The 25,554-nt window shown below is 30.6% G+C and carries 24 protein-coding genes; 22 read left to right on the plus strand and 2 right to left on the minus strand.

The annotated features are described in order from the left end of the window. The first annotated feature begins 181 nt into the window (after positions 1-181). The 13 genes from gmd to LV89_RS18405 all read left to right on the plus strand — a co-directional run bounded on the left by gmd (position 182) and on the right by LV89_RS18405 (position 14,887). Positions 182-1,249 carry a GDP-mannose 4,6-dehydratase gene (gmd, locus tag LV89_RS18345; RefSeq protein ID WP_109744380.1) on the plus strand — a complete coding sequence of 356 codons (1,068 nt, stop codon included), beginning with the start codon at positions 182-184 and terminating at the stop codon, positions 1,247-1,249. Between the two features lies 1 nt (position 1,250). Then, a complete protein-coding gene (locus LV89_RS18350; RefSeq protein WP_158279625.1) occupies positions 1,251-2,732 on the plus strand; it encodes a capsule assembly Wzi family protein in 1,482 nt (493 codons plus the stop codon). Between the two features lie 69 nt (positions 2,733-2,801). After that, positions 2,802-3,581, plus strand: coding sequence for a glucose-1-phosphate cytidylyltransferase (gene rfbF / locus LV89_RS18355; protein ID WP_109744382.1), 780 nt, complete (start codon positions 2,802-2,804; stop codon positions 3,579-3,581). After that, a complete protein-coding gene (rfbG, locus tag LV89_RS18360; RefSeq protein WP_109744383.1) occupies positions 3,563-4,657 on the plus strand; it encodes a CDP-glucose 4,6-dehydratase in 1,095 nt (364 codons plus the stop codon). Before rfbF ends, rfbG begins: the two co-directional genes overlap by 19 nt. Next, a complete protein-coding gene (locus LV89_RS18365) occupies positions 4,650-5,588 on the plus strand; it encodes an NAD-dependent epimerase/dehydratase family protein (protein ID WP_109744384.1) in 939 nt (312 codons plus the stop codon). The genes rfbG and LV89_RS18365 overlap by 8 nt, the downstream gene beginning before the upstream one ends. Beyond that, on the plus strand, positions 5,585-7,312 hold the full coding sequence (locus tag LV89_RS18370) for a thiamine pyrophosphate-binding protein (RefSeq protein ID WP_109744385.1): 1,728 nt from the start codon (positions 5,585-5,587) through the stop codon (positions 7,310-7,312). The genes LV89_RS18365 and LV89_RS18370 overlap by 4 nt, the downstream gene beginning before the upstream one ends. A gap of 88 nt (positions 7,313-7,400) precedes the next feature. After that, on the plus strand, positions 7,401-8,720 hold the full coding sequence (gene rfbH / locus LV89_RS18375) for a lipopolysaccharide biosynthesis protein RfbH (RefSeq protein WP_109744386.1): 1,320 nt from the start codon (positions 7,401-7,403) through the stop codon (positions 8,718-8,720). 6 nt (positions 8,721-8,726) lie between these two features. Beyond that, on the plus strand, positions 8,727-10,088 hold the full coding sequence (locus LV89_RS18380; protein WP_109744387.1) for a lipopolysaccharide biosynthesis protein: 1,362 nt from the start codon (positions 8,727-8,729) through the stop codon (positions 10,086-10,088). Positions 10,089-10,107: 19 nt separating this feature from the next. Beyond that, entirely contained in the window at positions 10,108-11,052 is a 945-nt protein-coding gene (locus LV89_RS18385) for a glycosyltransferase family 2 protein (protein WP_158279626.1), read from the plus strand. After that, on the plus strand, positions 11,049-11,993 hold the full coding sequence (locus tag LV89_RS18390; protein ID WP_109744389.1) for a glycosyltransferase family 2 protein: 945 nt from the start codon (positions 11,049-11,051) through the stop codon (positions 11,991-11,993). Before LV89_RS18385 ends, LV89_RS18390 begins: the two co-directional genes overlap by 4 nt. A gap of 30 nt (positions 11,994-12,023) precedes the next feature. Next, a complete protein-coding gene (locus LV89_RS18395; protein WP_109744390.1) occupies positions 12,024-13,046 on the plus strand; it encodes an EpsG family protein in 1,023 nt (340 codons plus the stop codon). Beyond that, positions 13,043-13,957, plus strand: coding sequence for a glycosyltransferase family 2 protein (locus tag LV89_RS18400; protein WP_109744391.1), 915 nt, complete (start codon positions 13,043-13,045; stop codon positions 13,955-13,957). Before LV89_RS18395 ends, LV89_RS18400 begins: the two co-directional genes overlap by 4 nt. After that, complete coding sequence (locus LV89_RS18405; protein ID WP_109744392.1) at positions 13,958-14,887, plus strand: glycosyltransferase family protein; 930 nt, start codon at positions 13,958-13,960, stop codon at positions 14,885-14,887. A gap of 52 nt (positions 14,888-14,939) precedes the next feature. On the opposite strand, the gene LV89_RS18410 is transcribed toward LV89_RS18405, so the two are convergent. Together LV89_RS18410 and LV89_RS18415 are read right to left on the minus strand one after the other, a co-directional pair. Next, positions 14,940-15,575 (minus strand): IS630 family transposase, encoded by a 636-nt coding sequence (locus LV89_RS18410; RefSeq protein WP_109744393.1) that lies wholly within the window; start codon positions 15,573-15,575, stop codon positions 14,940-14,942. Then, positions 15,500-15,871: a helix-turn-helix domain-containing protein gene (locus tag LV89_RS18415; protein ID WP_211321235.1), complete on the minus strand. Its 372-nt coding sequence runs from the start codon at positions 15,869-15,871 to the stop codon at positions 15,500-15,502. Before LV89_RS18415 ends, LV89_RS18410 begins: the two co-directional genes overlap by 76 nt. Positions 15,872-16,387: 516 nt before the next feature. On the opposite strand from LV89_RS18415, the gene LV89_RS25960 reads away from it, so the two are divergent. From LV89_RS25960 to LV89_RS18460, 9 genes are all read left to right on the plus strand, one after another. After that, entirely contained in the window at positions 16,388-16,600 is a 213-nt protein-coding gene (locus tag LV89_RS25960; protein ID WP_109744394.1) for a transposase, read from the plus strand. Positions 16,601-16,648: 48 nt separating this feature from the next. Continuing rightward, positions 16,649-17,164 (plus strand): transposase, encoded by a 516-nt coding sequence (locus LV89_RS18425; RefSeq protein WP_109744395.1) that lies wholly within the window; start codon positions 16,649-16,651, stop codon positions 17,162-17,164. Between the two features lie 21 nt (positions 17,165-17,185). Next, entirely contained in the window at positions 17,186-18,343 is a 1,158-nt protein-coding gene (locus tag LV89_RS18430; protein ID WP_109744396.1) for a glycosyltransferase, read from the plus strand. 3 nt (positions 18,344-18,346) lie between these two features. Next, complete coding sequence (locus LV89_RS18435) at positions 18,347-19,258, plus strand: NAD-dependent epimerase/dehydratase family protein (protein ID WP_109744397.1); 912 nt, start codon at positions 18,347-18,349, stop codon at positions 19,256-19,258. Continuing rightward, complete coding sequence (locus tag LV89_RS18440) at positions 19,255-20,211, plus strand: MraY family glycosyltransferase (RefSeq protein ID WP_109744398.1); 957 nt, start codon at positions 19,255-19,257, stop codon at positions 20,209-20,211. Before LV89_RS18435 ends, LV89_RS18440 begins: the two co-directional genes overlap by 4 nt. 284 nt (positions 20,212-20,495) lie before the next feature. Continuing rightward, entirely contained in the window at positions 20,496-22,415 is a 1,920-nt protein-coding gene (locus tag LV89_RS18445) for a polysaccharide biosynthesis protein (RefSeq protein WP_109744399.1), read from the plus strand. 113 nt (positions 22,416-22,528) lie between these two features. Continuing rightward, positions 22,529-23,860: a bZIP transcription factor gene (locus LV89_RS18450; protein WP_146199204.1), complete on the plus strand. Its 1,332-nt coding sequence runs from the start codon at positions 22,529-22,531 to the stop codon at positions 23,858-23,860. A gap of 102 nt (positions 23,861-23,962) precedes the next feature. Then, a complete protein-coding gene (locus LV89_RS18455; RefSeq protein WP_109744401.1) occupies positions 23,963-24,520 on the plus strand; it encodes a 3-coathanger stack domain-containing protein in 558 nt (185 codons plus the stop codon). 98 nt (positions 24,521-24,618) lie between these two features. Beyond that, on the plus strand, positions 24,619-25,548 hold the full coding sequence (locus LV89_RS18460; protein WP_109744402.1) for an NAD-dependent epimerase/dehydratase family protein: 930 nt from the start codon (positions 24,619-24,621) through the stop codon (positions 25,546-25,548). Positions 25,549-25,554 lie beyond the last annotated feature (6 nt).

Below are 25,554 nucleotides of genomic sequence, written 5' to 3' on the forward strand. Positions count from 1 at the left end.
ATGTCATTACCTTATATTTTTGTTGGTTGACAAAGAAGAAATATTGTTTTGTCTTAGACCTAATCATTTATTACCTTTGTACACAAGTGATTTTATTCTGTATTTCAGAATAGATATATCAATATATTACTATTTTAAGAAGGACTAAATTAGGTAATATCCTAATTATATTTAACATTTAATGAAAAAGGCACTCATTACAGGTATTACAGGACAAGATGGAGCATACTTAGCAGAGCTACTACTTTCAAAAGGATATGAAGTGCATGGCATTAAACGTAGAAGCTCTTTGATTAATACTCAGAGAATAGACCATCTTTATGAAGATTTGCACGAAGATGATGTTAAATTTATTCTTCATTATGGCGATTTAAGTGATTCAACCAATATAATTCGTATTGTTCAAGAAGTACAACCTGATGAAATTTATAATTTGGGAGCAATGTCTCATGTGAAAGTTTCATTTGATGAACCAGAATACACAGCTCAAGTAGATGGAATAGGTACTTTAAGAATTTTGGAAGCAGTAAGACTATTAGGTTTAACAAAGAAAACCAAAATTTATCAAGCATCTACGTCAGAATTATATGGTTTAGTACAAGAAGTTCCTCAGTCAGAAACAACGCCGTTTTATCCACGTTCTCCTTATGCCGTAGCTAAATTGTATGGTTATTGGATAACTGTTAATTATCGTGAAGCCTACGATATGTTTGCCGTTAATGGAATTTTATTTAACCATGAATCTCCTTTAAGAGGAGAAACTTTCGTTACACGTAAAATTACAAGAGCTGTTTCTCAAATTGCCTTAGGACAACAAGAACGATTGTATCTTGGAAATTTAGATGCACAGAGAGACTGGGGACACGCCAAAGACTATGTAGAAGCAATGTGGCTAATATTGCAACAAGAAGTTGCAGAAGATTATGTAATTGCCACAGGAGTAACTACGAGAGTGCGAGAGTTCGTTAGAATGTCTTTTGCTTATTTAGGCATAGAGGTTGCCTTTGAAGGTGAAGGCGTAAATGAAGTAGGGAAAGTAGTTGCTTGTCATAATAGCGAATATCAAGTAGAAATAGGTAAAATAGTTGTTTCAGTTGATGAAAAATACTTCCGACCAACTGAAGTTGAATTATTAATAGGCGATCCAACAAAGTCAATGACTAAATTAGGTTGGACTCCTAAATATGACCTTAATGCTCTGGTAGATGATATGATGCAAGCTGATATTGCTATTTTTAAAAATAAATAATTTGAAAGCAGGGCTATTTATATTTTTCTTTTTTATCATATTTAATCTTTTCGGACAGCATGAAGAGATTAAAAGAGAAATTAAATATACCGCTGAAGTTGGTACTATCTTATCAACAACAGGAGAAACACCTTTTTGGTTGAGGGCGAATCAATATGGAATTGTACCTACACAAGCTCCGATTTTAACATTACGAGGAAGCATATCTTCTGATTATAAAAAACCAGTCACTAAAGAAGACCATTATAAATTATCAAAATTTGATTGGGGATATGGTTTAAATGTCGTTGGGAATGTTGGCAAAGAGAATCAGATACTTATTCCTGAAGCATATATTAAAGCCAAATATGGAGCATTTGAAATTTATGCAGGAAGAAGAAAAGAAATAGTTGGTTTGGTTGATACGACACTATCTTCAGGTTCTTACATTTGGTCAGGTAATGCACTGCCAATGCCTAAAATACAAATTTCAACACCCAATTTTGTCCCTTTGGGATTTACTAAAGGCTTTTTATCCTTCAAAGGAAACTACGCTCATGGTTGGTTTGAAAACTCTCGTACTGATGTGAAAAACTTTTATTTGCATCAAAAGAGTTTATATTTCAGATTAGGTAAACCTGATTGGGAATTTCATTTTTACGGAGGATTTAATCATCAAGTGCAGTGGGGGGGGGAATTATTATATCCAGATCCAAAGAATCAATTTGCAATCAATGGAAAAGTAGGCTCCAGTTTTAACGATTATCTCAATATTGTTACGGGAAGGAGTTTGGCAGGTGCCAGTGATACTACTAAAAATGGCTCTAATGATGCTTTAAATCGTTCCGGAAATCATTTAGGAACACTTGATTTTGGATTTGAAATAAATGTTAAAGACTTTTCGGTTTTATGTTATAGACAAAACATTTATGAAGACGGATCTTTGGCTTATTTGAGCAATATTGCTGATGGTTTGAATGGCATTTCTATAAATATCAAAAAAACATCTGACGCTAAGATTAGAATACAAAAAGTCGTGGTTGAGTATTTGAATACTACCAGCCAAGGAGGTGTTGGAGGCTCTGATAATACAGATGCTCGATTAAGAGGGGGAGATAATTATTTTAATAATGGTGTTTATAAAAATGGCTGGTCTTACAACCAAACCTCATTAGGTACGTCATTTATTAATAATCTTTCAGGCATTACGAATACTACAAATTTATTTTTTAATAATACTCGGGCTGAAGCGTTTTATTTAGGAGTCTTAGGTGTAATTAATAATAACATAAGTTCAGAAATTAGAATTGCTAATATCAAAAATGCTGGTACATATGAATCGTCTTTTTTGAAAGTAAAGAATCAATTTTCTGGATTAATTAGTTTAAATTATTCCCCCTTATTTTTAGAAAAAACAATAATTCAATTGTCTTTTGCAATTGATAGTGGTGAGTTACATAAAGACTGTGTTGGTTTTTACTTGGGTTTAAAGAAGAATTGGTAAAGCCATACTAGTAACCTCCCAAAATTAATATTAAAGAAATTATACCAATTTTAAAGAATAAATATTATTATGAAAGTTGTAATTCTTGCAGGTGGATTAGGTACTCGTCTTAGTGAAGAAACGTCTTTGAAGCCTAAACCTATGGTTGAGATTGGTGGCAAACCAATTTTATGGCATATTATGAAAATATATGAACATCATGGTTTTAATGATTTTATAATTTGTTTAGGATATAAAGGATACACAATAAAAGAATATTTTATAAACTACTTTCTCCATAATTCTGATATTACAGTTGAACTCCATAATAATAAATTAGATATTCACTATTCTAATTCAGAATCGTTCAAAGTTACTTTAGTTGATACAGGTTTAACAACAAATACGGCTGGTAGAATTCAACAGATAAAAAAGTACGTTGGTGAAGAAACATTTATGTTGACTTATGGAGATGGGGTGGCGGATGTAAATATTAAAGAGTTGTTACATTTTCATGAAAGTCACGGCAAATTAGCTACGCTTACTTCCGTTCAATTACCAGGCCGTTTTGGTAATATTGAAACCAATCAAGATGGATTAGTATTAAAATTTCAAGAAAAACCCGAAGGAGATGGAACTTGGATAAATGGAGGTTTCTTCGTTTTAAATGCTGGTATATTCAATTATGTTGAAGGAGATATGAACGATATTCAGTGGGAAAAGAAACCATTAATTGAAATTGCTAATGATGGACAGTTGGCAACTTATCGCCATAGAGGATATTGGAAATGTATGGATGCAATGCGTGATAAAATTGAATTAGAAGAAGAATGGAATTCTGAAAATGCAAAATGGAAAATATGGAAATGATAAATTTAAGTTCTGTTTATAAAGGAAAAAAAGTATTTATTACTGGACATACTGGATTTAAAGGAAGTTGGCTTTTAAAAATACTACATTTATTTGGAGCAGATATAAAAGGGTATTCATTAGCACCAGAAAGCGAATTTGATTTGTATAATTTGCTTAATGGGGAAACGCTATGCCAATCCATAATTGGGAATTTATTGGATAGAGAGAAATTGCTAAACGAAGTAAAAACTTTTAAACCTGATTTTGTTTTCCATCTTGCAGCTCAACCTTTAGTACGATTATCTTATGAGATTCCTTCTCAAACCTTTGAGGTAAATGCAATTGGTACTGCTAATTTATTAGATGCGGTCAAGACATTAGAAAATCCTTGCTCCGTAATATTAATAACTACAGATAAGGTTTATTATAATAATGAGTGGGATTATCCTTATCGAGAAAATGATAAACTCGGAGGCTATGACCCTTATAGTGCCAGTAAGGCATGTGCGGAGTTAATAATAGATTCATATCGAAATTCATTTTTTAATCTTTCTAATTATAATATACATAATAAGGCTTTAGCAGTAGGGCGAGCAGGAAATGTAATTGGAGGCGGTGATTGGGCAAAAGATAGATTAATGCCAGATATAGTAAAATCATTAAATAGAGAACAACCTATTATTGTTAGAAATCCTACCTCGGTACGTCCTTGGCAACATGTTTTAGAACCATTAATAGGGTATTTAATATTAGGCATAAATCTTCACCAAACACCCCTAAAGTTCTCTGAAGCTTTTAATTTTGGGCCCAATTCTTCGGATGCCTTGTCTGTGGAGGAAATGGTAAAGATAGCCATCGAACGTTGGGGATTGGGTACTTACGAAATACAATTATTAAGTAATCAACTCCATGAGGCTGGATTACTGAAATTAGATATTAGCAAAGCATTAAAAAAGTTAGATTGGAATCCTCAATTTAATGCGTCCGAAGCAGTTTCTATGACTATCGATTGGTATAAAGCTTATTTTGATAAAAAAAACAGTATCATTGACTTTACTGAAAAGCAGATAAAATCATTTATCACAAATGTCTAAATCAATACTTATAACTGGTATTACAGGTTTTTTAGGTTCTCATATTGCTGAAAAATTCTTAGTAGAAGGTTTTAATGTAATAGGTCTTAAGAGAGTGAACTCTGATACATGGCGAAATAGTGAATATTTAAATGACATTAATTGGATCAATGTTGATGAACCAGATTGGCAATCTAAAGTTATTTATTTAAATCCTTCTATAATATTGCATGCTGCTTGGAATGGTGTTACGTCTGATTCAAGAAATAAGCTTGCTCTACAGATGGGAAATATAACTATGCTTGCTGAGTTATTGGAAGTTGCACAAAAAATTTCTGTTATTAAGTTCATTGCATTGGGTTCACAAGCTGAATATGGTAAATTAGATAGTATAGCTAATGAATTACATCCTTTAAATCCTGATAACATCTATGGTATTACTAAAACATTGGCCAATCAACTTCTTCGATGCTATTGTGAATTAAATAATATCAATTGGTATTGGCTTAGAGTTTTTTCTGTTTTTGGTGAGAAAGAGTCTGAACAATGGTTGATTCCATCAGTTATCAAGAAAGTTCTTTCAAAAGATAAAGAATTAAAATTAAGTTCTGGCACTCAACAATACGCATATATGTACTGTAAAGATTTTGCTAATTCAGTATATATGTTATCATGTAAGAAAGATTTGCAATCTGGAATATATAATATTTCAGGAGCTAATGCCAAAAGTTTAAAAAGCATTATACAGCAAATTGTACATTTATCTGATAATCAAGACATAGATTTGAAATTTGGAGCATTGCCTTTACGAGAGAATCAATCTTCATTTATTGAAGGTTCTATGAATAAATTTTTTACAAAAGTTGGTAAGGTACCATATACACCCTTTGAGGTGGCTTTAGAAAGTACTATTGCTTATTATAGTACTCAATTCATTGGTGAAATAAAATGAAAGCATCTGACTATATTGCGAAGTTTATAGAATTAAAAGGCATAGGCTATGTTTTTGAACTCTCAGGAGGTATGATTACACATTTACTTGATTCGCTAAATCAAGTAACTTCTATCAAAGTAGTAACCATGCATCATGAACAAAGTGCCTCATTTGCTGCAGATGCTTATGGAAGAGTTACGGGGTTACCTGGTGTAGCTTTAGCAACCAGTGGGCCAGGGGCTACGAATTTGTTAACTGGAATTGCAAGTTGCTATTTTGACTCATCTCCTGCAATATTTATTACTGGTCAAGTTAATCTACATGAACAAAAAGGGAATAGGTCTATAAGACAATTGGGGTTTCAAGAAACTGATATTGTCTCGATGGCAGAACCTATTACGAAGAAATGTTTTCGTGTTGAGAATGTTAATGATATACCTCAAATTTTGAATGAAGCTTTTAGAATCTCTACAGAAGGAAGGCCAGGACCGATTCTTATTGATATACCAATGAATATTCAAAGAGAAAATATCCCTTTAGCAGAAATAATATTCGATTGTGAAGATAAAAACCTAAACTACAATTTGGAATTAAGCAAATTAAATGAATTATCAGTATCTATATCAACGAGTAAAAAACCCTTATTACTTATTGGTAGAGGTATCAAAAGTTCCTTTTCTGATGATGAATTAAAAATCTTTCTGCAATTAACAAAAATTCCAGTAGTTACAACTCTTTTAGCAATAGACTCATTAGATTCTGTAAATGAGCAAAAAATAGGGTTTATTGGAAGCTATGGCAACAGGTGGGCAAATATCGCTTTCGGAGAATGCGATTTATTAATTGTACTTGGCAGTCGATTAGACATAAGACAAACTGGAGCAGATACCAAGTTTTTTGAAGATAGAATAATATATCATATTGACTGTGAAGAGGGTGAAATAAATAATAGAGTAAAAAAATGTGTTCCAATAGTTTCAGATGTTAAAGTTTTTTTAAATCAATTTAATCAAAAGTTTCAAAGAGAAATTTTTCAAAAAAAATCGGATTGGTATAATTATATAGAAGACTTAAGATTTAAATGGCCTGATACAAGAGAATTAAATACTGCTGGCATAAATCCAAATGTATTTATGCATCAACTTTCCAAAGCTTCTGTTGCAACTAAAGCCTATTTAGCTGACGTTGGAGCACACCAAATGTGGGCAGCGCAATCAATAGAAATTAACAATAAACAGTTATTTTTAACATCGGGAGGTATGGGTGCAATGGGTTTTGCATTACCAGCATCAATCGGAGCTTGTTTGGCTTTAAATGTATCGCCGGTAGTTACAATAATTGGTGATGGGTGTATGCAAATAAATATTCAAGAATTACAAACAATTGTTCGTAATAAACTTCCAATAAAGATTGTGGTAATGAATAATCAAAATCTTGGAATGATTCGTCAATTTCAGGATTCATACTTTGAATCCAGATATCAATCAACCTGGTGGGGGTATTCTGCTCCTGATTTTGAAAAAGTAGCCATGGCTTATGGTATTCCAGCAAAAACAGTTACAAATGAATTAGAAATATTAGAAGCTGTTAATTGGATGTGGAATGAAGAAAATTTATCATTACCAGTACTACTCCAAGTAATGATTGATCCTCATACAAATACATATCCAAAGATTGCATTTGGTAAACCAATTACAGAAATGGAGCCTTTTTCTAAGCCAATAGCAATGGAAAGCACTTAGTAAGTATTTTGTTACCATAGATTCTATTTTTAATTTTTATTAATAAAAATGATTTATGATTATAACATACAATCATAACATAACATAAATGGAAAAATCAATTTCACAATTCAAAAACCTTGAAAGTAATTTAATCGAATTACTTCTGCCTACACTAACAAAAAACGTAACCAGAACAATTATTGCAGGTGAAGACTATATTCCTGTTTCTGGTAAAGTAGTAGATGAGAATGATTTATTATATGGGATTGATGCAGTAATGGATGGCTGGTTAACTACTGGTCGTTTTGGTAAAAAATTTGAATATCAGTTTGCTCAGTATTTTGGTTCAAAAGCTTCTTTACTGGTTAATTCTGGCTCTTCTGCTAATTTGATTGCATTTTATGCTTTAACTTCACCTAAATTAGGGGAACGTCAAATTAAACCAGGCGATGAAGTTATTACAGTAGCAGCAGGTTTTCCAACAACTGTAAACCCATTAATTCAATACGGTGCTATTCCAGTTTTTATAGATGTTGACATTCCAACATATAATATAAAAGCAGAATTGATAGAAGATGCTATAACTCCTAAAACTAAAGCAATCATGCTTGCTCATACATTAGGAAATCCATTTAATTTGGATATTGTTATGGAAGTTGCAAAAAAGTATAATTTATGGGTAATTGAGGATGATTGTGATTCATTAGGAGCAACCTATAGAGGTAAAAAAACGGGTACATTCGGCGATTTAGCGACAGTTTCTTTTTATCCCGCTCATCATATCACAATGGGCGAAGGAGGATCAGTACTTATTAATAATATAAAGTTAAAAATGTTAGCCGAAAGTTTCAGAGACTGGGGGAGAGACTGCTACTGTGAAACAGGCTGTGATAACACATGTCGTAAAAGGTTTGAATGGCAACTTGGTGATTTACCTTATGGTTATGATCATAAATATACTTATTCTCATATTGGATTTAATTTAAAAGTAACAGATATGCAAGCTGCGATTGGTCTGAGCCAACTGCAAAAAGCTGATCAATTTGTAGAAGCACGTAGATATAATTATGGATTGCTTTATAAAAAATTAAAACCATTTGAGGAGTACTTTATTCTTCCCGAACCTACACCTAATTCAGACCCAAGTTGGTTCGGATTTTTGCTAACAATCAAAGATGCCACTTTAATAAATAGGAATGAACTAGTGAGCCATTTAGAACAAAATAAAATTGGTACACGTTTATTATTTGCAGGAAATTTAGTAAAACAACCAGCTTACGCTAATATACAGAAACGAATTGTAGGAGATTTAACCAATACTGATAAAATAATGAATGATTCATTTTGGTTAGGTGTATGGCCTGGTTTAAAAGAAGATCATTATGATTATATTGCTAGTATAATTGGAGATTATTTGAATTCATAGTATTATATGTTGTATAGGATAAAAAGAATTACAACCAAAATAGGTATAGATGGACCAATTGGGTATACTGTTTTGACAAGAATAATTCAAGCAGGTGGCAGCTTTTTTTCTTTATATCTTATTGCTTTATATTTAACAAAAGAAGAGCAAGGTTTTTATTATACATTCAGTAGTATTTTAGCCTTGCAAGTCTTTTTTGAACTAGGCTTTAACAATGTAATAACTCAGTTTGCAGCGCATGAAATGGTCCACATTTCTACATTTGATATTTCAGTAGATCGATTAGAATCAAAAGCCCAATCAAGATTGGCAAGTTTATTATATTTCTGTTTTGCTATATTTTTAAAGATTAGTCTTGTACTTTTTTTTGCTCTCCTTTTTATAGGATATTTTTTCTTTAATAAATTTGGAGTTGTTAATGCCGTAAATTGGCAGTTACCATGGCTGATTTTAGTTATTAACACCTCTTTATCATTCATTATATCACCTCTTTTTTCTTTTTTGGAAGGTATTGGAAGAATAAAACAAACTGCTAAATTAAGATTATTGCAGCAAATAATTAACTTAATAATATTGTGGACAATGTTGATTAATGGCGGAAAGCTTTATTCTGCCCCAATTTCAGGATTATGTTCATTATTAGTTGTAGTATTTGTATTTATTTTTTCAGATTTTAGAACTGTACTTCTTAAAATATGGAAGCTTTTAGGTCAATGGAAAATTAATTACAGAATAGAAATTTTTCCATATCAATGGAAAATTTCTATTAGTTGGATTAGTGGCTATTTTATTTTTCAATTATTCAATCCTGTACTTTTTGCAACTGATGGACCAATGATTGCAGGTCAAATGGGTATAGTTTTAGCTCTTTTAAATGGTATCAATTCTTTGTCTTTGAGTTGGATGAGTACAAAAGTTTCTCAGTATTCAAATTTAGTAGCATTAAAAGAATATAAAAAATTAGATTCTGTTTTTAATACAACATTAAGACAGGTTTCAATAATTAATGGCTCACTATTAGTGTTAATGTTTTTAACAATTTATTTTATTAAGTATTACAAAATTACGGTCACAGGAAATGTTCTTGGAGAAAGGTTTTTGGACTATGGTCCATTAGTTTTAATGATGGGTGCCCTTTTTTTGAATCAATTTGTTTCTTCATGGGCTATTTATTTACGATGTCACAATAAGGAACCCTATCTTGTTTTTTCTATTGTAACTGGTATTTTGTGTCTGACTTCAACTATTGTTTTTGGAAATTTTTTTGGAGTAATCGGTATTACACTAGGTTATTTTATTATAACTCTGCTTTCATTAGTTTGGGCAAATTTTATTTTTATTAATTGTAAAAACAAATGGCACTTATAGTATTTTAAATTTTATTAAATTGGAAAAATCAATTAAAAATAATTTACTTGCATTTTGTATACCAACATATAATCGTTCTGAAATTCTTGAGGAAGTACTAGAGGATTTGATTTCAAAAATTAAAGATTATAGTTTTTTTATTTTGATTAGCGATAATTTTTCTACAGATGATACTAAAGTAATCGTTAATAAATATATGTTGAAATATGAATATATAATTTATAATCAGCAAAAAGAAAATTTAGGAGCTGATAAAAATATACAATCAACTCTAAAATTATTTAAGGCTAACTACTATTGGCTTATTGGCGATTCTGCTTGTTTAAAAAATAAATCTTTACTTCCTATTTTAAATTTTCTTACTGTTGAAAATCCGGATGCTTATATTATAAATGTTTCTTCAAGAGTAAAGAATTTGCCAAGCCAATTATTTGTCGAAAGAGAAGATTTGTTATTGAAGTTGGGATGGCATATGACACAATTACCTGCTTTAATAGTTTCTGAACGAATTGTTAATAACAATTATTTTAAACGATATGAAAATAAATCTTTTTTTCAATTCGGGATTATTTTTGAGTATTTAGGGCTACAGGAGTTTATAAAGGTTTATTGGGATGATAATGATTACATCAATAAACCAAAAACAAAGAAAATCAATACTTGGTATCCCAATAAAGCATGGGAGTATTTCATGAAAAATTGGGCAGATACAGTTTTTTCCTTACCAAGTTCATATTCTTTAGAAACTAAAATTCAATGTATTAAAAATCATGATAAAATGACAGGGATTTTTTCAGTAAAATCTTTGTTTTATCAGAAATCAGCTAAGGCATATTCCTTTAAAGTTTTTACTAAATATAAAAAGTATATTAAATTTTCAAATAGCAATTTATTAATTTGTTTTTTAATTTCAATTTTCCCTATTTCCGTTTTTCTTAAAAAAAATATTCATTCAAAACAATGAAAAGAATATTAACATTAGCTATCCCCACTTATAACAGGGGTAATATTTTGGATAAAAGTTTAGAATCGATTGTGTCCGATTTACATTTTGATGAACGTATTGAAATTATTATTTCAGACAATTGTTCTACAGACAATACTTCTATTATTGCTGATAAATACATTAAAAAATATTCAAATATTGTTTATGTTAGAAATGAAAAAAATATTGGAGCAGAAATGAATATCTGTAATGCTTTATTGGCAGGAACTGGAGTGTATTTAAAACTTTGTAATGATACTATTAAGTTTCAAAAAGATGCTTTAGGATTTATGCTCAATACGATTGAGAAAAACATTGAATTTAAAAAGCCTATATTTTTTTATCAAAACTATTCAAATTATAATGACTTAGATTGTGTATGCTTAAATTTTAATGATTTTTTAAAAACCGTAACCTTTACATGTACTTGGATTGGCAATTTTGGGATTTGGAGAAGTGATTTGGATGAAATCTCACCTCTTCACAGGAATTTTCATACTCTTTTAATGCAGGTTGATTGGACTTTTAGTTTAGCGTCTGCAAAAGGCAAGGCAATTGTTTATTTCAGAAATTATTACGATGTTTTCTCTGCAAGTGATAAAGGAGGTTACAATGTATTTGAAGTTTTTATTTCTAATTATTTAAGCTTTACTAGAAAATATTATCATTTAAAATTTATTGATTTACTTGCTTTTGAAATTGATAAATATAGGCTTTTTAGATATTTTATTTGTATCAGAGTTGTTTGGCTGGCAATTGGTTATAAAGGGATAACTCCTTTTAATAATAAAAACTCATGGTCAATAATCTTTAGAGAATATGCTTACTACCCCTATTTTTATGTAGGGTTGATAGTAGGTTTTGTATTTTTCTATTTTATAGAAATTAAAAAAGGATTATCAGATTTTTTTTGCAAATAAATTTTGCAAGACTATTTCAAGTAATAATTTATGATTTTAAGACAAAATCTTACATCAATATTAACTTCTTTAGTTGCTACAATTATCGCATTAAATTTAATGCCTTTTTCTAGAGATTGGGGTAATTATCAAGAAATATTTGATATTGCTTCTAATGCTAATTCTTTTTTTGACTCAATTGCTGGTCCGGAAATAATTTATACAAGTTTTGCATATTTAACGCAAAATATATTAATTACTTCATTTCTTATAGGAATTATCGCATTGAAAATTAAGATTTCTTTCCTTGTTAAGGATAGTTCAGTTGCCTTTATTGCAGTATCATATTATTTTGCTAGATTTTTTTTAGTTCACGATGTTACACAAGTGAGAATATCATTTGGTATTGCAATGGTTTTAGTTGCATATAAAAATTTGATTAAGAAAAAGTATTGGTATAGTTTTCTATTCATGATACTTTCTATTATGTCACATACCAGTACTTTAATTTATATACCAGTGATATTGATTGCAGCCTTAGTAAAAGATCCGTATAAATTTTTACAAACTTCTTTTAACTATTCATTTTTTGCAGTAGGAGCAATCCTGCTATTGTCAACGTTTTTATTAAACAAAATATCAATAGTTGACATGTTCTCAACTTTTCCTGATGTTAGATTATATAATTATTTTATTGAAGAATCTGATTTTGAAGCTCCCAAAATTTATACAGATATTTTCTTTTTACTTAAAATATTTGCTTTGGGTTTATTGGTGTATCATAAACCAACAATAAAACAAATGAAGTTTCAAGAAGACTACTTAAGATTTGGAATTGTTTTTTTATTTAGCTTATTTTTTTATGCTGCTTTTCACGATATATACCCTATTGCTTCTAGATTAGCTGATATTGCAGCACCATTTGAATGTATCATAATGGCGATTTTTATAATTAGATTGTCGAGACCAAATAATATCATTTTTACCCCAATAACCAGTTTTATGCTCAAAGCAATACTTACAATTATAATACTAACTCGCTTGATAGTAGCACAATTATATCTTTTAGAATGACAAATAAAATATTTTCTATAATAGTAACATTTAATCCAGATTTACTTCAATTTGCAGATGTTCTAGAGTTTCATTTGAATACAAATGTTGATTCTTTGGTAATAGTTGATAATGATTCAAATAACAGTTTAGAAATTCATGATTTAATTCAGAAATTGACAAAGAAAAAATCGATCATTTTTGTTAATTTAACTAAAAATGAAGGTATAGCTTATGCTCAAAATGAAGGAATAAAAAAAGCTTTTGAATCCAATTGTACACATATTGTTTTGTTTGATCAAGATAGTAAAATACCTCATGATTTTGTTGAAAATTTACTAGAACAAGAGAATGAATTGAATATTTTGGGATATAAAGTAGGAGCTATTGGTCCCGTTTATATTGATCCTAGAACAAAAAACTTCTACCCTTTAATAAGAATAAAAGGTATTTTTATTAAAAAAGTTTGGCCTGAAAGAGAGAGTGAAAAAAATATTAAAGCTAGTTTTATAATTGCTTCGGGGTCTTTAATTAAAACTTCAACTATAAAGGAAGTAGGATTAATGGATGATAGTTTATTTATAGATTGTGTTGATATTGAATGGTGTTTTAGGGCTGCTAGTAAAGGTTATCTTTTGTTTGCCTCCAAGAGTACTGAAATATCACACGCTATAGGAGATAAACGAGTGAGGTCTCTTGGCAGAGAAATATCTATTCATTCTCCTTTAAGAAGATATTACATGATTAGAAATAATCTGATTCTTTCCAAAATTCAATGGGTGCCATTAGGATATAGGGCCAGAATAGTTTTTGGATTAGTATTAAATGTGTCAATACATTTATTTGATGTTTCTTTTAAGAAAGAATATGTTAAATTTACATTTAAGGGGATTTTAGATGGAATATTAAATAAAAAAGGAGCTTACAGATAAATGGAACAACTTTTAAGTACAACTGATAATTTTGGGAATGAAAAAAATTTTTATGCTGGGATTATATTGTTTAATCCCGAAAACGAATTATTTGTAAGGTCAATTGAAATATTATTATCTTGTGAAATTAAAGTTATAGTATTTGATAATTCAACGAAACTAGAATGTCTAAATTATAATAAACAATTATTATTTGATAGATTTGGAGACAATGTATTTGTTTTAAAATCAGCTAAAGGAAATGTAGGCTTAGGCTATCCTTTTAATCAGATGGTAAAAATAGCAGTTAGAGAAGGAGATTGTAAAGGAATATATTTTTTTGATCAGGATAGTGAAGTTAATTTAGAGGCTGTAAGAAATCTTGAGAAATCGTTTAACAAGTTATTTTTAAAAGAACCATTTGGGATTATTGCTGCAACAGCAATGAGACAAAATGGTATGCCATATAGAATTCGAAAGCGACACGGAGTTTCTAATTATTCTAACCTTTTAAAAGTTCATCAAGTACCAAGTAGTTTTTCTTTAATACCTATAACCACTTTTGAAAAAGTTGGTTTTTTTTACGAAGACTTTTTTATTGATCATATTGATATGGACTTTTCTATGAGGTGTTGGGAAAATAATTTGGCAATTTATGTAGATAAAAATGCAAAGTTTATTCATAATGTCGGAGTTGGCGACGTGATTTTTTTAAAAAAAAGATTATTCCCAATATCAGATACATACAGACATTATTATCAAATCAGAAATTTAATATTATCACTTAAGAGAAACAATAAAAAGGGTTGGTTTTTTTTAAAAGAGATATTAATTAGAATTGTAGTTGTTTTTGCTATTTCTATTTATACCGGTAATTTTTTTGAAAGACTTAGATACCTGATTAAAGGAATGAGAGATGGTTTTAAAGGTGTGTCAGGTAAATTAACATAAAAAAGAGTATAGAGATGTCAATCTCATTTTTCAATTTCTAAAGCATAAGTAATTAAGCAGAATTAAATTTGATAATATTTTTAATAATAAGTTCGTTGAAATTGATGGTGTATAATGTGCCAAATTGTTTAAAGATTAGTACTATTGCCTTTTTTAGGGTTGCCCACGATTTATAATTCACTTTATTGAGCCATCTATATTTACATGATTTCCATAGTATTTCGATGGGGTTCAAATGAGGACTATAAGTAGGTAAGAAAAAAAAAGACATTTGGTTTTTCTCCCATTTATCAAACTCGTTTTTAACAATTTTAGCATGATGTATAGGTCCATTATCCAGTACAATTACATAGGGTTTTTCATGGGGTTTTAGGGCAAAATCCTCCAAGGCATTTTTAATAAATTGTCCATCAAGAGATTGCTCGCTATGATATACTGTTAATTTGCCTGATAAAGTCATAAGTCCAAAAACATTTAATCGTTTTTTATTATTTCGGGCAAAAATACGTTGAGTATCTCCCTTTTTTTGCCAAGCATAGGGAACGTATGGTTGCATAGTAAAGCCAGACTCATCAGCAAAATAAAGTTCAATATAGCCTAATAACCAAAGAGTTATGAGCATTTTCCAACGTTCGTATTTATCGACATAAGCGGTTTTATCTTGCCCTTTGTGGGTACAACGCCTAATACGTCGCCATGAATAATTATTTTTTTTAAAAAGCGTTTAACAGTATCCACGCCCATACCAACTCCTAATTCTTTGATTAACTCCGCTTGAATGGCTTTTACATTTTGGCTGTGAGCATCGACTGATTTTGATAATAATTGGGTATGGGTTGGGTTAGTAACACTTAAAATAGGCTTACAGCCTTGCCCACTTTTACGGACAAAACCCATAATACCATTGGTTTCCCAAGTTTTTACCCAATTACCAACGGTATTAATATTAACTTCCAAATAATTGGCTATGTCTTTAAATTGCATGCCTGAATGGTTCAATAATAAACCCTGACACTTTATCCGAAACTCAGGTTTTGGATGATATTTAGACCCTTCTCGCAAGGTTTTAAGCTCGCTGTCAGTTAAGTTGATAAATTTTTGCTTTCGGCTCATGCCGTAAATTTATATAATATAATTTAATTCTGCTTAATTACTTAAGTAAGAAAAACAAATTAATTGATATTATAAAAATAATGTCAAATCGTAGGAACGTATATCATACGCCCACGTTCTGACCATTTGGGGTTATGCTATACGCCCCTACATTATTATCGAATACATTATTCCAAATACTTAAAAGAAAATATTTGAAATATATTTTACATGCATGGTGGTATGATGGACTATTTGGTAAAGTAGGTGCATCAAAATATTCAAAAAATTAACGTCCATTTAACATATTAATATTTTATTATTTAGCTAAGAGTATGTTTTGGAATTTGTTAAAATTGTAATAAAATGAGAATCGGTGTAACTTTGGTTTAATCAGAACTAAAGTAAATGAAAAAGAAATTTCAAGAATTCATCGATTCTCATCGGACAGTCGCACTGTGGCAAGTTATTGAGAAAATACTTAACGACCAAAGAAAGCGAAAGCATAGTTTAAGGACAATTATAAATGCCATATTTTCCATAAATAACACAGGTACTCAATGGAGAAATTTGGACAGCAAATATCCCCCATGGGAAACTGTTTTTTTATCATTTCACTGAATTAAAAGCACGTGGTATTTGGAACGAAATCCTTGATTCTTAGTAATTATGGAACGAAAAAGAAATGGAAAAGAAAGCACTCCAAGCTTATTAGCTATTGATAGTCAGTCTGTTAAAATAGTCCAGTTCATCAATCAAGAAACAGGCATTGATGGGGATAAAAACGTAAATGGACGAAAACGAACAATACTTGTTGATACTTTAGGATTACCCTTTTCAATTAAGGTTACTGCTGCAAATATTTCAGACAATCAGGCAGGTATATTAGCTGTAGATCTGCTAAAAGGAAAAGTGTCAAGATTACAAAAAATAATAGCAGACATGGGCTATAAAAACACATTCCAAGAATATATTGAAGTAAACTATAAGTGGGAGGTTGAAATTGCACAAAAACCAGAATCAACGAAAGGATTTATTCCACAAAAAAAACGTTGGCAGGTAGAAAGAAGCTTTGGTTGGCTAAATTTTAGGCGAAGGTTGTTTCGTGACGTGGAAAAAACGATAGCTTCGGCTGAGGCTATGTTACAAATCGCATTTATCTCATTTATTATTAATAAGTTATAATTCCAAAACATACTCTAAAAAATGAAAATTGTATTTGTAATAACAGAGCTAGGAAGTTTTAATAATTTTTTATCAGAGTTAGCACTGGAGTTAATAAAGGATAGCAACATAGAATTGCATATAATCTGCTCCAATTATAAAGTAATCGATATTCCTGATAAAAATAATTTTAATTATTCTAATTTTTATTTACATTTTTTGGATATTCCTCGGAGTGTAAATATATTAACTCAATTAAAAGCTGCCTATTTTATTAGAAAAATATTGGATAAGGTTAAACCAGATATTGTACATTCGCATTTTACAACAGGCACATTTCCTACTATTCTTTTAAAAAATAATTCTTATATTTATTGGGCAACATTTCATGGTCTTGGACTGAATTCAAGTGAAGGATTTCGACGTTTATTATTCTCAGTAGTGGAAAATTTATGTTTTTTGCGATTAAATAGAATATTTCTTGTTAATAATGAAGATTTTTTATTATTAAATAGCAAAAAACGATTGCCTGCTCACAAATATAATTGTAAAGGGTTTGGATGTGATATAGATAAATTTAGTAAGAACAATTTCTCAATACGCATGAGGGAAAATCTTAAAAATAGTTTAAATGTTAACTTACAATTCGTAATATGTTTTACTGGTAGATTTGTTGAGTTTAAAGGTTTTTCTTTAGTCATTAAATCCTTTTTTTATCTTTCAGAAAAATATCCTAAAAAGTTTAAATTAATACTTTTAGGTGGGAAAGACAGTATTCATTCATGCGGACTTAATGAATTTGAACAAAAAAAAATGGATAGTCATCAAGATATAATTAATATTGGTTACACGAGTGAAGTGCCAAAATACTTAGCTATATCTGATGCACTTCTATTTCCAAGTAAAAAAGAAGGTTTACCTACTTGTGTTCTTGAATCTTTGTCAATGGGTGTTCCTGTTATTACTATGGACTCAAGAGGAAATAATGATCTTGTTAAAGATGGTTACAATGGATTTCTAATTAATCCATCCTTGGATATCAATGAAACAATATTATCTATAATCTCCTTAATTGAAAAATTGTACTATAACAGTGTTCTTAAAACACGATTAAGTAATAATGCAATAAAGGATAGAGAAAACTTTTCAAGAAATAAATTCATTGACGAACACAAATTGTTGTATAGTCAAGTATCTTAATAAATGATAAAAAATATTATTGTAACAGGTTCATCTGGTTTTATTGGAATTAATCTTTCTAAATATTTTTCTAAATTTTATGAATTTTCTTTGAAAACAATTAATAAAAAACAATTAATTGACTTAACTTCCATTGAAAAAAAATATAATGCACACACCTTCATACATCTTATCGGAAAAGCACACGATTTAAAATGTATATCAAATCCACAAGAATATTACGAAGTAAATACAGAACTAACTAAAAAAGTCTTTGATGCGTTCTTGGATTCTGATGCCAAAGTCTTTATTACATTAAGTTCGGTTAAAGCTGTAGCTGACACTTCAGAACAGATTTTAACGGAAGATTTTATTCCCAATCCGTTAACTCATTATGGCAAATCCAAACGATTAGCAGAAGAATACATTTTAGCCAATTTGCCAAAAGATAAAAGAGTTTATATTCTACGTCCTTGTATGGTTCATGGAGAAGGGAACAAAGGAAATTTAACACTTCTCTATAATTTTGTTAAAAAAGGCATACCTTATCCATTAGGTGCTTATGATAATAAACGGTCATTCTTAAGTGTTGAAAATCTTTGCTTTGTAATAAAAGAGCTTATTGAAAGAAATGATATTTCTTCGGGAATTTATCATGTAGCTGATGATGATCCAGTTGCTACCAAAGATTTAATAAAGCTAATTAGTGAAGTAACAAATAAAAAGATTTTAATCTGGGAAATCCCTAAATTTATCATAAATCTCATTGCAAAAATTGGAGATTATTTGCCATTACCCCTAAATACAGAAAGAGTAATGAAAATGACAGAAAATTACGTAGTTTCAAATCAAAAAATAAAATCTGCATTGGGTAAAAATTTACCTGTTTCGTCTGAAGATGGTCTAAGAAAAACAATTGAATCTTTTAATAAATGATATTTATATTTGTCACCCTTTGCTTATTCATTACAGAGTTGATATACTTTCGAGTAGCTGAACGCTTTAACATCATTGATAAACCTAATGCTCGAAGTTTACATACTGACATTACTATTAGAGGTGGAGGTGTTATTTTTTTTATGTCAGTTCTATTTTATTTCATTTACTCTAATTTCGAATACCCTCTCTTTTTTTTGGGTATTACAGCCATTGCAGTCATTAGCTTTTTAGATGATATTTTTACCCTTCCAAATCGCTACCGATTACCCTTCCAATTTTTAGCCATTATTCTAATTTTAGTTGAATTACACTTTTTCTCCAATCCAATGTGGATATGGACTGGAGTATTAATTATTGGTGTTGGTATTATTAATGCGTACAATTTCATGGATGGTATTAATGGTATAACGGGTGGATATAGTATGGTGGTTATTGGGGCATTATGGTTCATTAATAGTTATCACATAAAGTTTATGGATAACGAATTCTTTGTTTTTATTCTGATGGGGTTAATAGTATTTAACTATTTTAATTTTAGAACGAAAGCAAAATGTTTTGCCGGAGATGTCGGTAGTATTTCAATCGCAGTTATTATTATATTTTTATTGATAAAACTTATTGTAAAAGATTATAATCCAATTTATATCCTCTTTTTGGCAGTTTATGGGGTAGATAGTGTTTTAACTATCATTCATCGCTTATTATTAAAAGAGAATATTTTTAAAGCACATCGTCTTCATTTATTTCAAGTAATTGTGCATACCTTAAAAATACCTCATCTACTTATGGCTTCATTATATATGTTGCTACAAGCTATTATCTGTGTGATAATAATCTTTAATTTAAAAAGTAGTGAGCAAACACAATGGCTTGTTAGTTTTGGTATCATAATTAGTCTTTCTGTATTATATTTTATTATCAAACGAAAGGTTATGTTACTAACCGTTTAATAAGTTAAAGCATTTGGTATTTGGAAAAGTGTTAAATTGGTGGTAAAATTGATAAATATGGCTATTTACTAAATATTTTTCAGAACTATCAACTATTTGTCGCAGATAAATTTAGACCACAGATTGAATGGATTATACAGATTTACACTGGGAGGTAGTCAGATAAAATAAAGAAAAATCAGCGAAAATCAGTACAATCCGTTTCATCTGTGGTCTATCGTTTGTCTTGTGACAAACCATTTATAGTTCCGATACTTTTTCTAATTTGTAAAAACTACATTTCTATGTCCGAACATTTACTGTCAAAATATTCGAATAAATTTGTCTCTCGGTGGCTCATTTTAGCAGTTGATGTTATAATTGTGTCTCTTTCATTCGTTATAGCAAATGTTTTAAGGCATAATTTCCACATTAATGCAATTAATGGGGAAATAGTTGGCAGACAGTTCCTATTCATGCTATACATTCGTCTGGGGTGTTTCTTCTATTTTCGCTCTTACACAGGGATTATTCGCCATACCAGTATTGAAGATGCCATTTTACTCCTCAAAACAATCTCTCTCAGTTCCTTTGTAGCAGGCACTTTATCTTTGATTATTCGATATATATATGGTTTTGATACACCCTATTATGTGCCATTCTCTATATTAGGGATAGATTATTTTATATGCCTTTTCTTATTGGTTTCAAGCCGTTTTTTGGTGAAATCTATTTATGAGTCTTTAATTGTTGAACTTAAAGCTTCAAAGAATGTACTGATTTATGGAGCTGGGTATTCTGGATTAATTACTAAAAATGTATTGTTGAATGATAAAATTAAAGGATATCATATATTGGGATTTATAGATGATAATCAGGCTAAAGTGAATAAAACGATTGAAGGAATAAGAGTATATAGTCGTGAAGAAGCAGTAGATAAGTTTTTGGGTCAAGATATAGAGGATATTGATGTAATTGTTGCGATTAAGAAAATAACTCCTTCGGCTAAGCGACAAATTAGTGATTTTTTCTTGGAGAAAGGAATTGTGGTGAAAGCTTTACCACCCGTTGAAAAGTGGGTTAATGGAGAATTTTCAGTCAACCAAATTCATAATGTGAAGATTGAGGATTTGTTGGAACGAGATTCAATTGAGATAAATAACCAATTAATAGGTAAAGAGGTTGATGGGAGAGTTATCATGGTGACAGGAGCAGCAGGGTCAATTGGAAGTGAAATAGTTAGGCAACTATTACGTTATTTTCCTGCTAAAATTGTGTTGATAGATCAAGCTGAATCTACTTTGTATGATTTAGAGTTTGAAATCAAGAAATTAATTCCCAATAATACTACCATACAAATAGCGATAGGGGATGTTTCGGATAAAGTTCGCATGAGTCGTATTTTTAGGGCTTCACGTCCACATCTTGTTTTTCATGCAGCTGCGTACAAACATGTTCCGATGATGGAGAATAATCCCTATGAGGCAATAAAAGTAAATATCATAGGAACTCGTATAATTGCTGAGCTTTCGGCTGAGTTTGGGGCTATTAAATTTGTGATGGTATCGACTGATAAAGCGGTTAATCCTACCAATGTGATGGGAGCAACTAAGAGAGTCGCAGAGATGTACACCCAAAGTATGAATTATGTAAGTGGGGTGAATACTAAATATATTGCTACTCGCTTTGGTAATGTATTGGGTTCTAACGGTTCAGTAATTCCGCTTTTTAAAAGACAGATAGAACAAGGAGGTCCAATTACGGTAACTCATCCTGAAATAACTCGCTATTTTATGACTATTCCAGAAGCTTGCCAGTTAGTTTTGGAAGCAGGAACCATGGGAAATGGTGGAGAGGTTTTTGTATTTGATATGGGAGAACCTATCAAAATAACCGATTTAGCCAAAAAGATGATAACCCTTTCTGGCTTGAGAGAAGGTAAAGATATTTTAATAGAGTATTCTGGATTAAGGCCTGGAGAAAAGCTATATGAGGAATTGTTGAATAATAATGAAAATACGCTTTCTACCCATCATCCTAAAATTATGTGTGCTAAGGTAGTTACGCCAAGTTTTGGAGTGATGGAGATTGTTTTAGATGAATTGGAAAGATTATTGTATGAAGGTAATAATCGAGAATTAATTGGTCAGATTAAAAGTATTGTTCCTGAATATATTAGTAATAATTCTATTTATGAAGAATTAGATAAGGTTAAAATTCAATAAATTCCGAATAATAAATTATATTGAATATATAATCTTACAAAATTGGTAAATTGAAAGAAAATAAAGAATTTCGTTTATAGAAAAACATTCAAACTTTTTAATAATAGAAAATCATGAAAACAAAAATACTTTCTGGACTTATATGCTGTTTAGGGATATTGTCTGCAAATGCTCAAACGATTACTGCTCCGGTTGGACAGTCATTGACAATTACGAATGCAGTTGATGTAACTGGTGGAGGGCTAAATATTCTTACTGATAGCGAATTTAAAATTGGTGGCAAAAAAGTTCTAAGTAATAAAGGTACAGATAATGTATTTATTGGTGAAGGGACAGGTTTATCAAATACAGGTACATCAAATACTTTTATTGGAAAAGAAGCAGGTTTAGTAAATACAACAGGGTATATAAATTTGTTTTTAGGTACCTCTGCGGGTGTGAGTAATAGTAGTGGATCTGCAAATACATTTATTGGTGCTGGTGCTGGACGATTTAACACAGTTGGGGGTAATAATTTGTATATCGGTACAAATGCTGGGTCTGCAAATGCGATTGGTAATGCAAGTACATTTATTGGCTTAAATTCAGGTGCTAATAGTACCAGTGACTTTAATTCTTTTTTAGGTGCTGCAAGTGCAGAAGTTTTAACTTCTGGAGTGAATAATGCTGGAATAGGAGTTTATGCGGGCAAAAATTTAACAACAGGATACAATAATACTTTTATTGGGTTTTCTTCTGGGGTAGCTGTAGGTTCTTCAGGCATATCTAATAGCACATCTATAGGAGCTAATGCAGCTGCGACTTTAAGCAACACAGTAGTCTTAGGACAAGCAGCAACAACTATCACAGGACAAGGTTTAGCAGCAGGAGCTTCAGGTTTAAGATTTGCTAATTTGAACTCTTCAAGTGCTACTGTTGCATCAGGTGGTTCTCCTAAAGTATTGAGCGTTGATGGCTCTGGTAATGTTGTTTTAGTTGCTTTAGCTGGTGGTGCTACAACTACTGCCACAAATCCAATTGCTGAAAGCACTTGGAAGAATGCTGATGGTTATTTGTATAACAATAGCACAAATGGTGTTGTTATCAATGGTGCTGGTTTAGATGGTAATGCTCTTATCGTTAAAGGTGGTGTATTGTCTAAAGAAGTGAATGTTAAAGTTGAAGGTGCTGAGTCTTGGCCTGATTATGTTTTCAAGCCTTCTTATAAAAGAATGTCATTAGAAGAAGTTGATAAATTTATTGCTATCAACGGACACTTACCAAATGTACCAAGTGCTACTGAAATGGCGTCAACTGGTAATAATTTGAATAAGACGGACATTAAATTGTTGGAGAAAGTAGAGGAGTTGACTCTTTATTTATTAGAAATGAAGAAAGCTAATGATGCTCAATCTGCAGAAATTCAGTCTTTGAAGAAACAAATGAGTAAATTGAGAAAGAAGTAGTCACTCACTTAGGTATGAGGTATAAGGTATGAGGTATAAAGTATTTACGTGAAATACTAATCCTTATCGCCAAATGCTTAACACCTTTTAACTTAAAATCAGATGAGAACTTATCTAAAAATAGTTGGAATGTTCTTTTGTGTGATGTCGGTGAGAGTTGCTTCTGCTCAAGATGTAAACTTGAAAATTACTGATAACATCAATAAGACTACCAAACACGAAGTAGCAACTGAACGAATTAGTGCTTCTAACGTGGTAAGTGAAGAAGCAAAAGTTCATTATGAAGCTGGAAAGTCTGTAACGCTTTTACCTGGATTTTCAGCAAAAAGTGGTTCGACTTTTAGAGCAAATATTGCTAAAATTGCATCTTCATCAAGAATTGCTGGGGCTGAAACAAGTGATAAAGTAAGTATGTATGCTTATCCAAACCCATTCGAGTCGGCTGTTGAGATTGAATATTACGTTCCTAAAGCAGGAAAAATTAGCCTATCAATTACAAATATCATGGGCTTAAATATCGCAACTTTAGTGGATAACCAAGAAGTATCAGAAGGTAATCATACCGTTAAATATTCGGGAGAAGGAATAAATTCTGGAACATACTTATATACATTAAAGACTGAAACTGGTGCTGTTTCTAAGAAATTATCTAAGAAATAGTAGCATATAATATTTGCAAAAATGACGGACTCTCAAGGTTCGTCATTTTTTGTTTTACACACAAAATAACGTTATTCTATATTTATTTTATTCAAAGAATGTTCAAAATCCTAATTACTGGCGGAGCTGGCTTTATTGGAAGCCATTTGGCAGAACGACTAATCGTCAATCCCAATTATTTTGTTGTCTCAATTGACAATCTTTCAACTGGATGCAGAGAAAATATCCCTTCAATTTTCCCTAATAACTACCAATTTATAGAATGTGATGTAAATAATCATGAACATCTCTCAGACATCATGTTGGCATATAAGTTTGATTATGTCTTTCATTATGCGGCTGTTGTTGGTGTAGCCAGAACATTGGATTATCCTTTATTGGTATTACAAGATATAGAGGGTATCAAAAATGTATTGAATCTATCCAAAAACACAGGGGTGAAAAGAGTTTTTTTTTCTTCGTCTTCTGAAGTGTATGGAGAACCTGTTGAATTTCCTCAAAATGAACACACAACGCCTTTAAACTCTAAAATTCCTTATGCTATTGTGAAAAATATAGGAGAGGCTTTTTTGAAGTCATATAAAAAAGAATACAATTTGGACTATACAATTTTTAGATTCTTCAATACGTATGGCTCTAAGCAAAGTGCTGATTTTGTAATTTCCAAATTCATTAAATTAGCTTTGTCAAATAAAGATATTACCATTTATGGCGATGGACTCCAAACAAGAACCTTTTGCTTTATAGAAGATAATTTAGAAGCTACTATTAGAATTTTGAATGACGATTTGGTAATAAATGATGTCATCAATTTTGGTTCTGATATTGAAATGACCATTTTAGATTTAGCAAAATTAGTGATTGACAAAACAAATTCTAAATCAAAAATCATTCATTTGCCTGCTCTTAAGGAAGGAGATATGACTCGTAGAAAACCTGATAATACTAAAATGAAGCAAATTTTACAGGGAGAATTACTCCCTCTTTCTGATGGTATAGATAGGATTTTGGAGTTGTTTAATAAATAATGACAT

Source organism: Arcicella aurantiaca (assembly GCF_003148625.1).
Lineage (GTDB): Bacteria > Bacteroidota > Bacteroidia > Cytophagales > Spirosomataceae > Arcicella > Arcicella aurantiaca.

Coding starts and splice junctions, on each gene's coding strand:
- LV89_RS25960 (WP_109744394.1), top strand. CDS start 16,388: ATGAAAAAGAAATTTCAAGAATTCATCGATTCTCATCGGACAGTCGCA.
- LV89_RS18455 (WP_109744401.1), top strand. CDS start 23,963: ATGAGAACTTATCTAAAAATAGTTGGAATGTTCTTTTGTGTGATGTCG.
- LV89_RS18380 (WP_109744387.1), top strand. CDS start 8,727: ATGTTGTATAGGATAAAAAGAATTACAACCAAAATAGGTATAGATGGA.
- LV89_RS18390 (WP_109744389.1), top strand. CDS start 11,049: ATGAAAAGAATATTAACATTAGCTATCCCCACTTATAACAGGGGTAAT.
- LV89_RS18370 (WP_109744385.1), top strand. CDS start 5,585: ATGAAAGCATCTGACTATATTGCGAAGTTTATAGAATTAAAAGGCATA.
- LV89_RS18450 (WP_146199204.1), top strand. CDS start 22,529: ATGAAAACAAAAATACTTTCTGGACTTATATGCTGTTTAGGGATATTG.
- LV89_RS18365 (WP_109744384.1), top strand. CDS start 4,650: ATGTCTAAATCAATACTTATAACTGGTATTACAGGTTTTTTAGGTTCT.
- LV89_RS18405 (WP_109744392.1), top strand. CDS start 13,958: ATGGAACAACTTTTAAGTACAACTGATAATTTTGGGAATGAAAAAAAT.
- LV89_RS18395 (WP_109744390.1), top strand. CDS start 12,024: ATGATTTTAAGACAAAATCTTACATCAATATTAACTTCTTTAGTTGCT.
- LV89_RS18430 (WP_109744396.1), top strand. CDS start 17,186: ATGAAAATTGTATTTGTAATAACAGAGCTAGGAAGTTTTAATAATTTT.
- LV89_RS18425 (WP_109744395.1), top strand. CDS start 16,649: ATGGAACGAAAAAGAAATGGAAAAGAAAGCACTCCAAGCTTATTAGCT.
- LV89_RS18440 (WP_109744398.1), top strand. CDS start 19,255: ATGATATTTATATTTGTCACCCTTTGCTTATTCATTACAGAGTTGATA.
- rfbG (WP_109744383.1), top strand. CDS start 3,563: ATGGAAAATATGGAAATGATAAATTTAAGTTCTGTTTATAAAGGAAAA.
- LV89_RS18400 (WP_109744391.1), top strand. CDS start 13,043: ATGACAAATAAAATATTTTCTATAATAGTAACATTTAATCCAGATTTA.
- LV89_RS18435 (WP_109744397.1), top strand. CDS start 18,347: ATGATAAAAAATATTATTGTAACAGGTTCATCTGGTTTTATTGGAATT.
- LV89_RS18460 (WP_109744402.1), top strand. CDS start 24,619: ATGTTCAAAATCCTAATTACTGGCGGAGCTGGCTTTATTGGAAGCCAT.
- rfbF (WP_109744382.1), top strand. CDS start 2,802: ATGAAAGTTGTAATTCTTGCAGGTGGATTAGGTACTCGTCTTAGTGAA.
- rfbH (WP_109744386.1), top strand. CDS start 7,401: ATGGAAAAATCAATTTCACAATTCAAAAACCTTGAAAGTAATTTAATC.
- LV89_RS18445 (WP_109744399.1), top strand. CDS start 20,496: ATGTCCGAACATTTACTGTCAAAATATTCGAATAAATTTGTCTCTCGG.
- gmd (WP_109744380.1), top strand. CDS start 182: ATGAAAAAGGCACTCATTACAGGTATTACAGGACAAGATGGAGCATAC.
- LV89_RS18415 (WP_211321235.1), bottom strand. CDS start 15,871: ATGCAATTTAAAGACATAGCCAATTATTTGGAAGTTAATATTAATACC.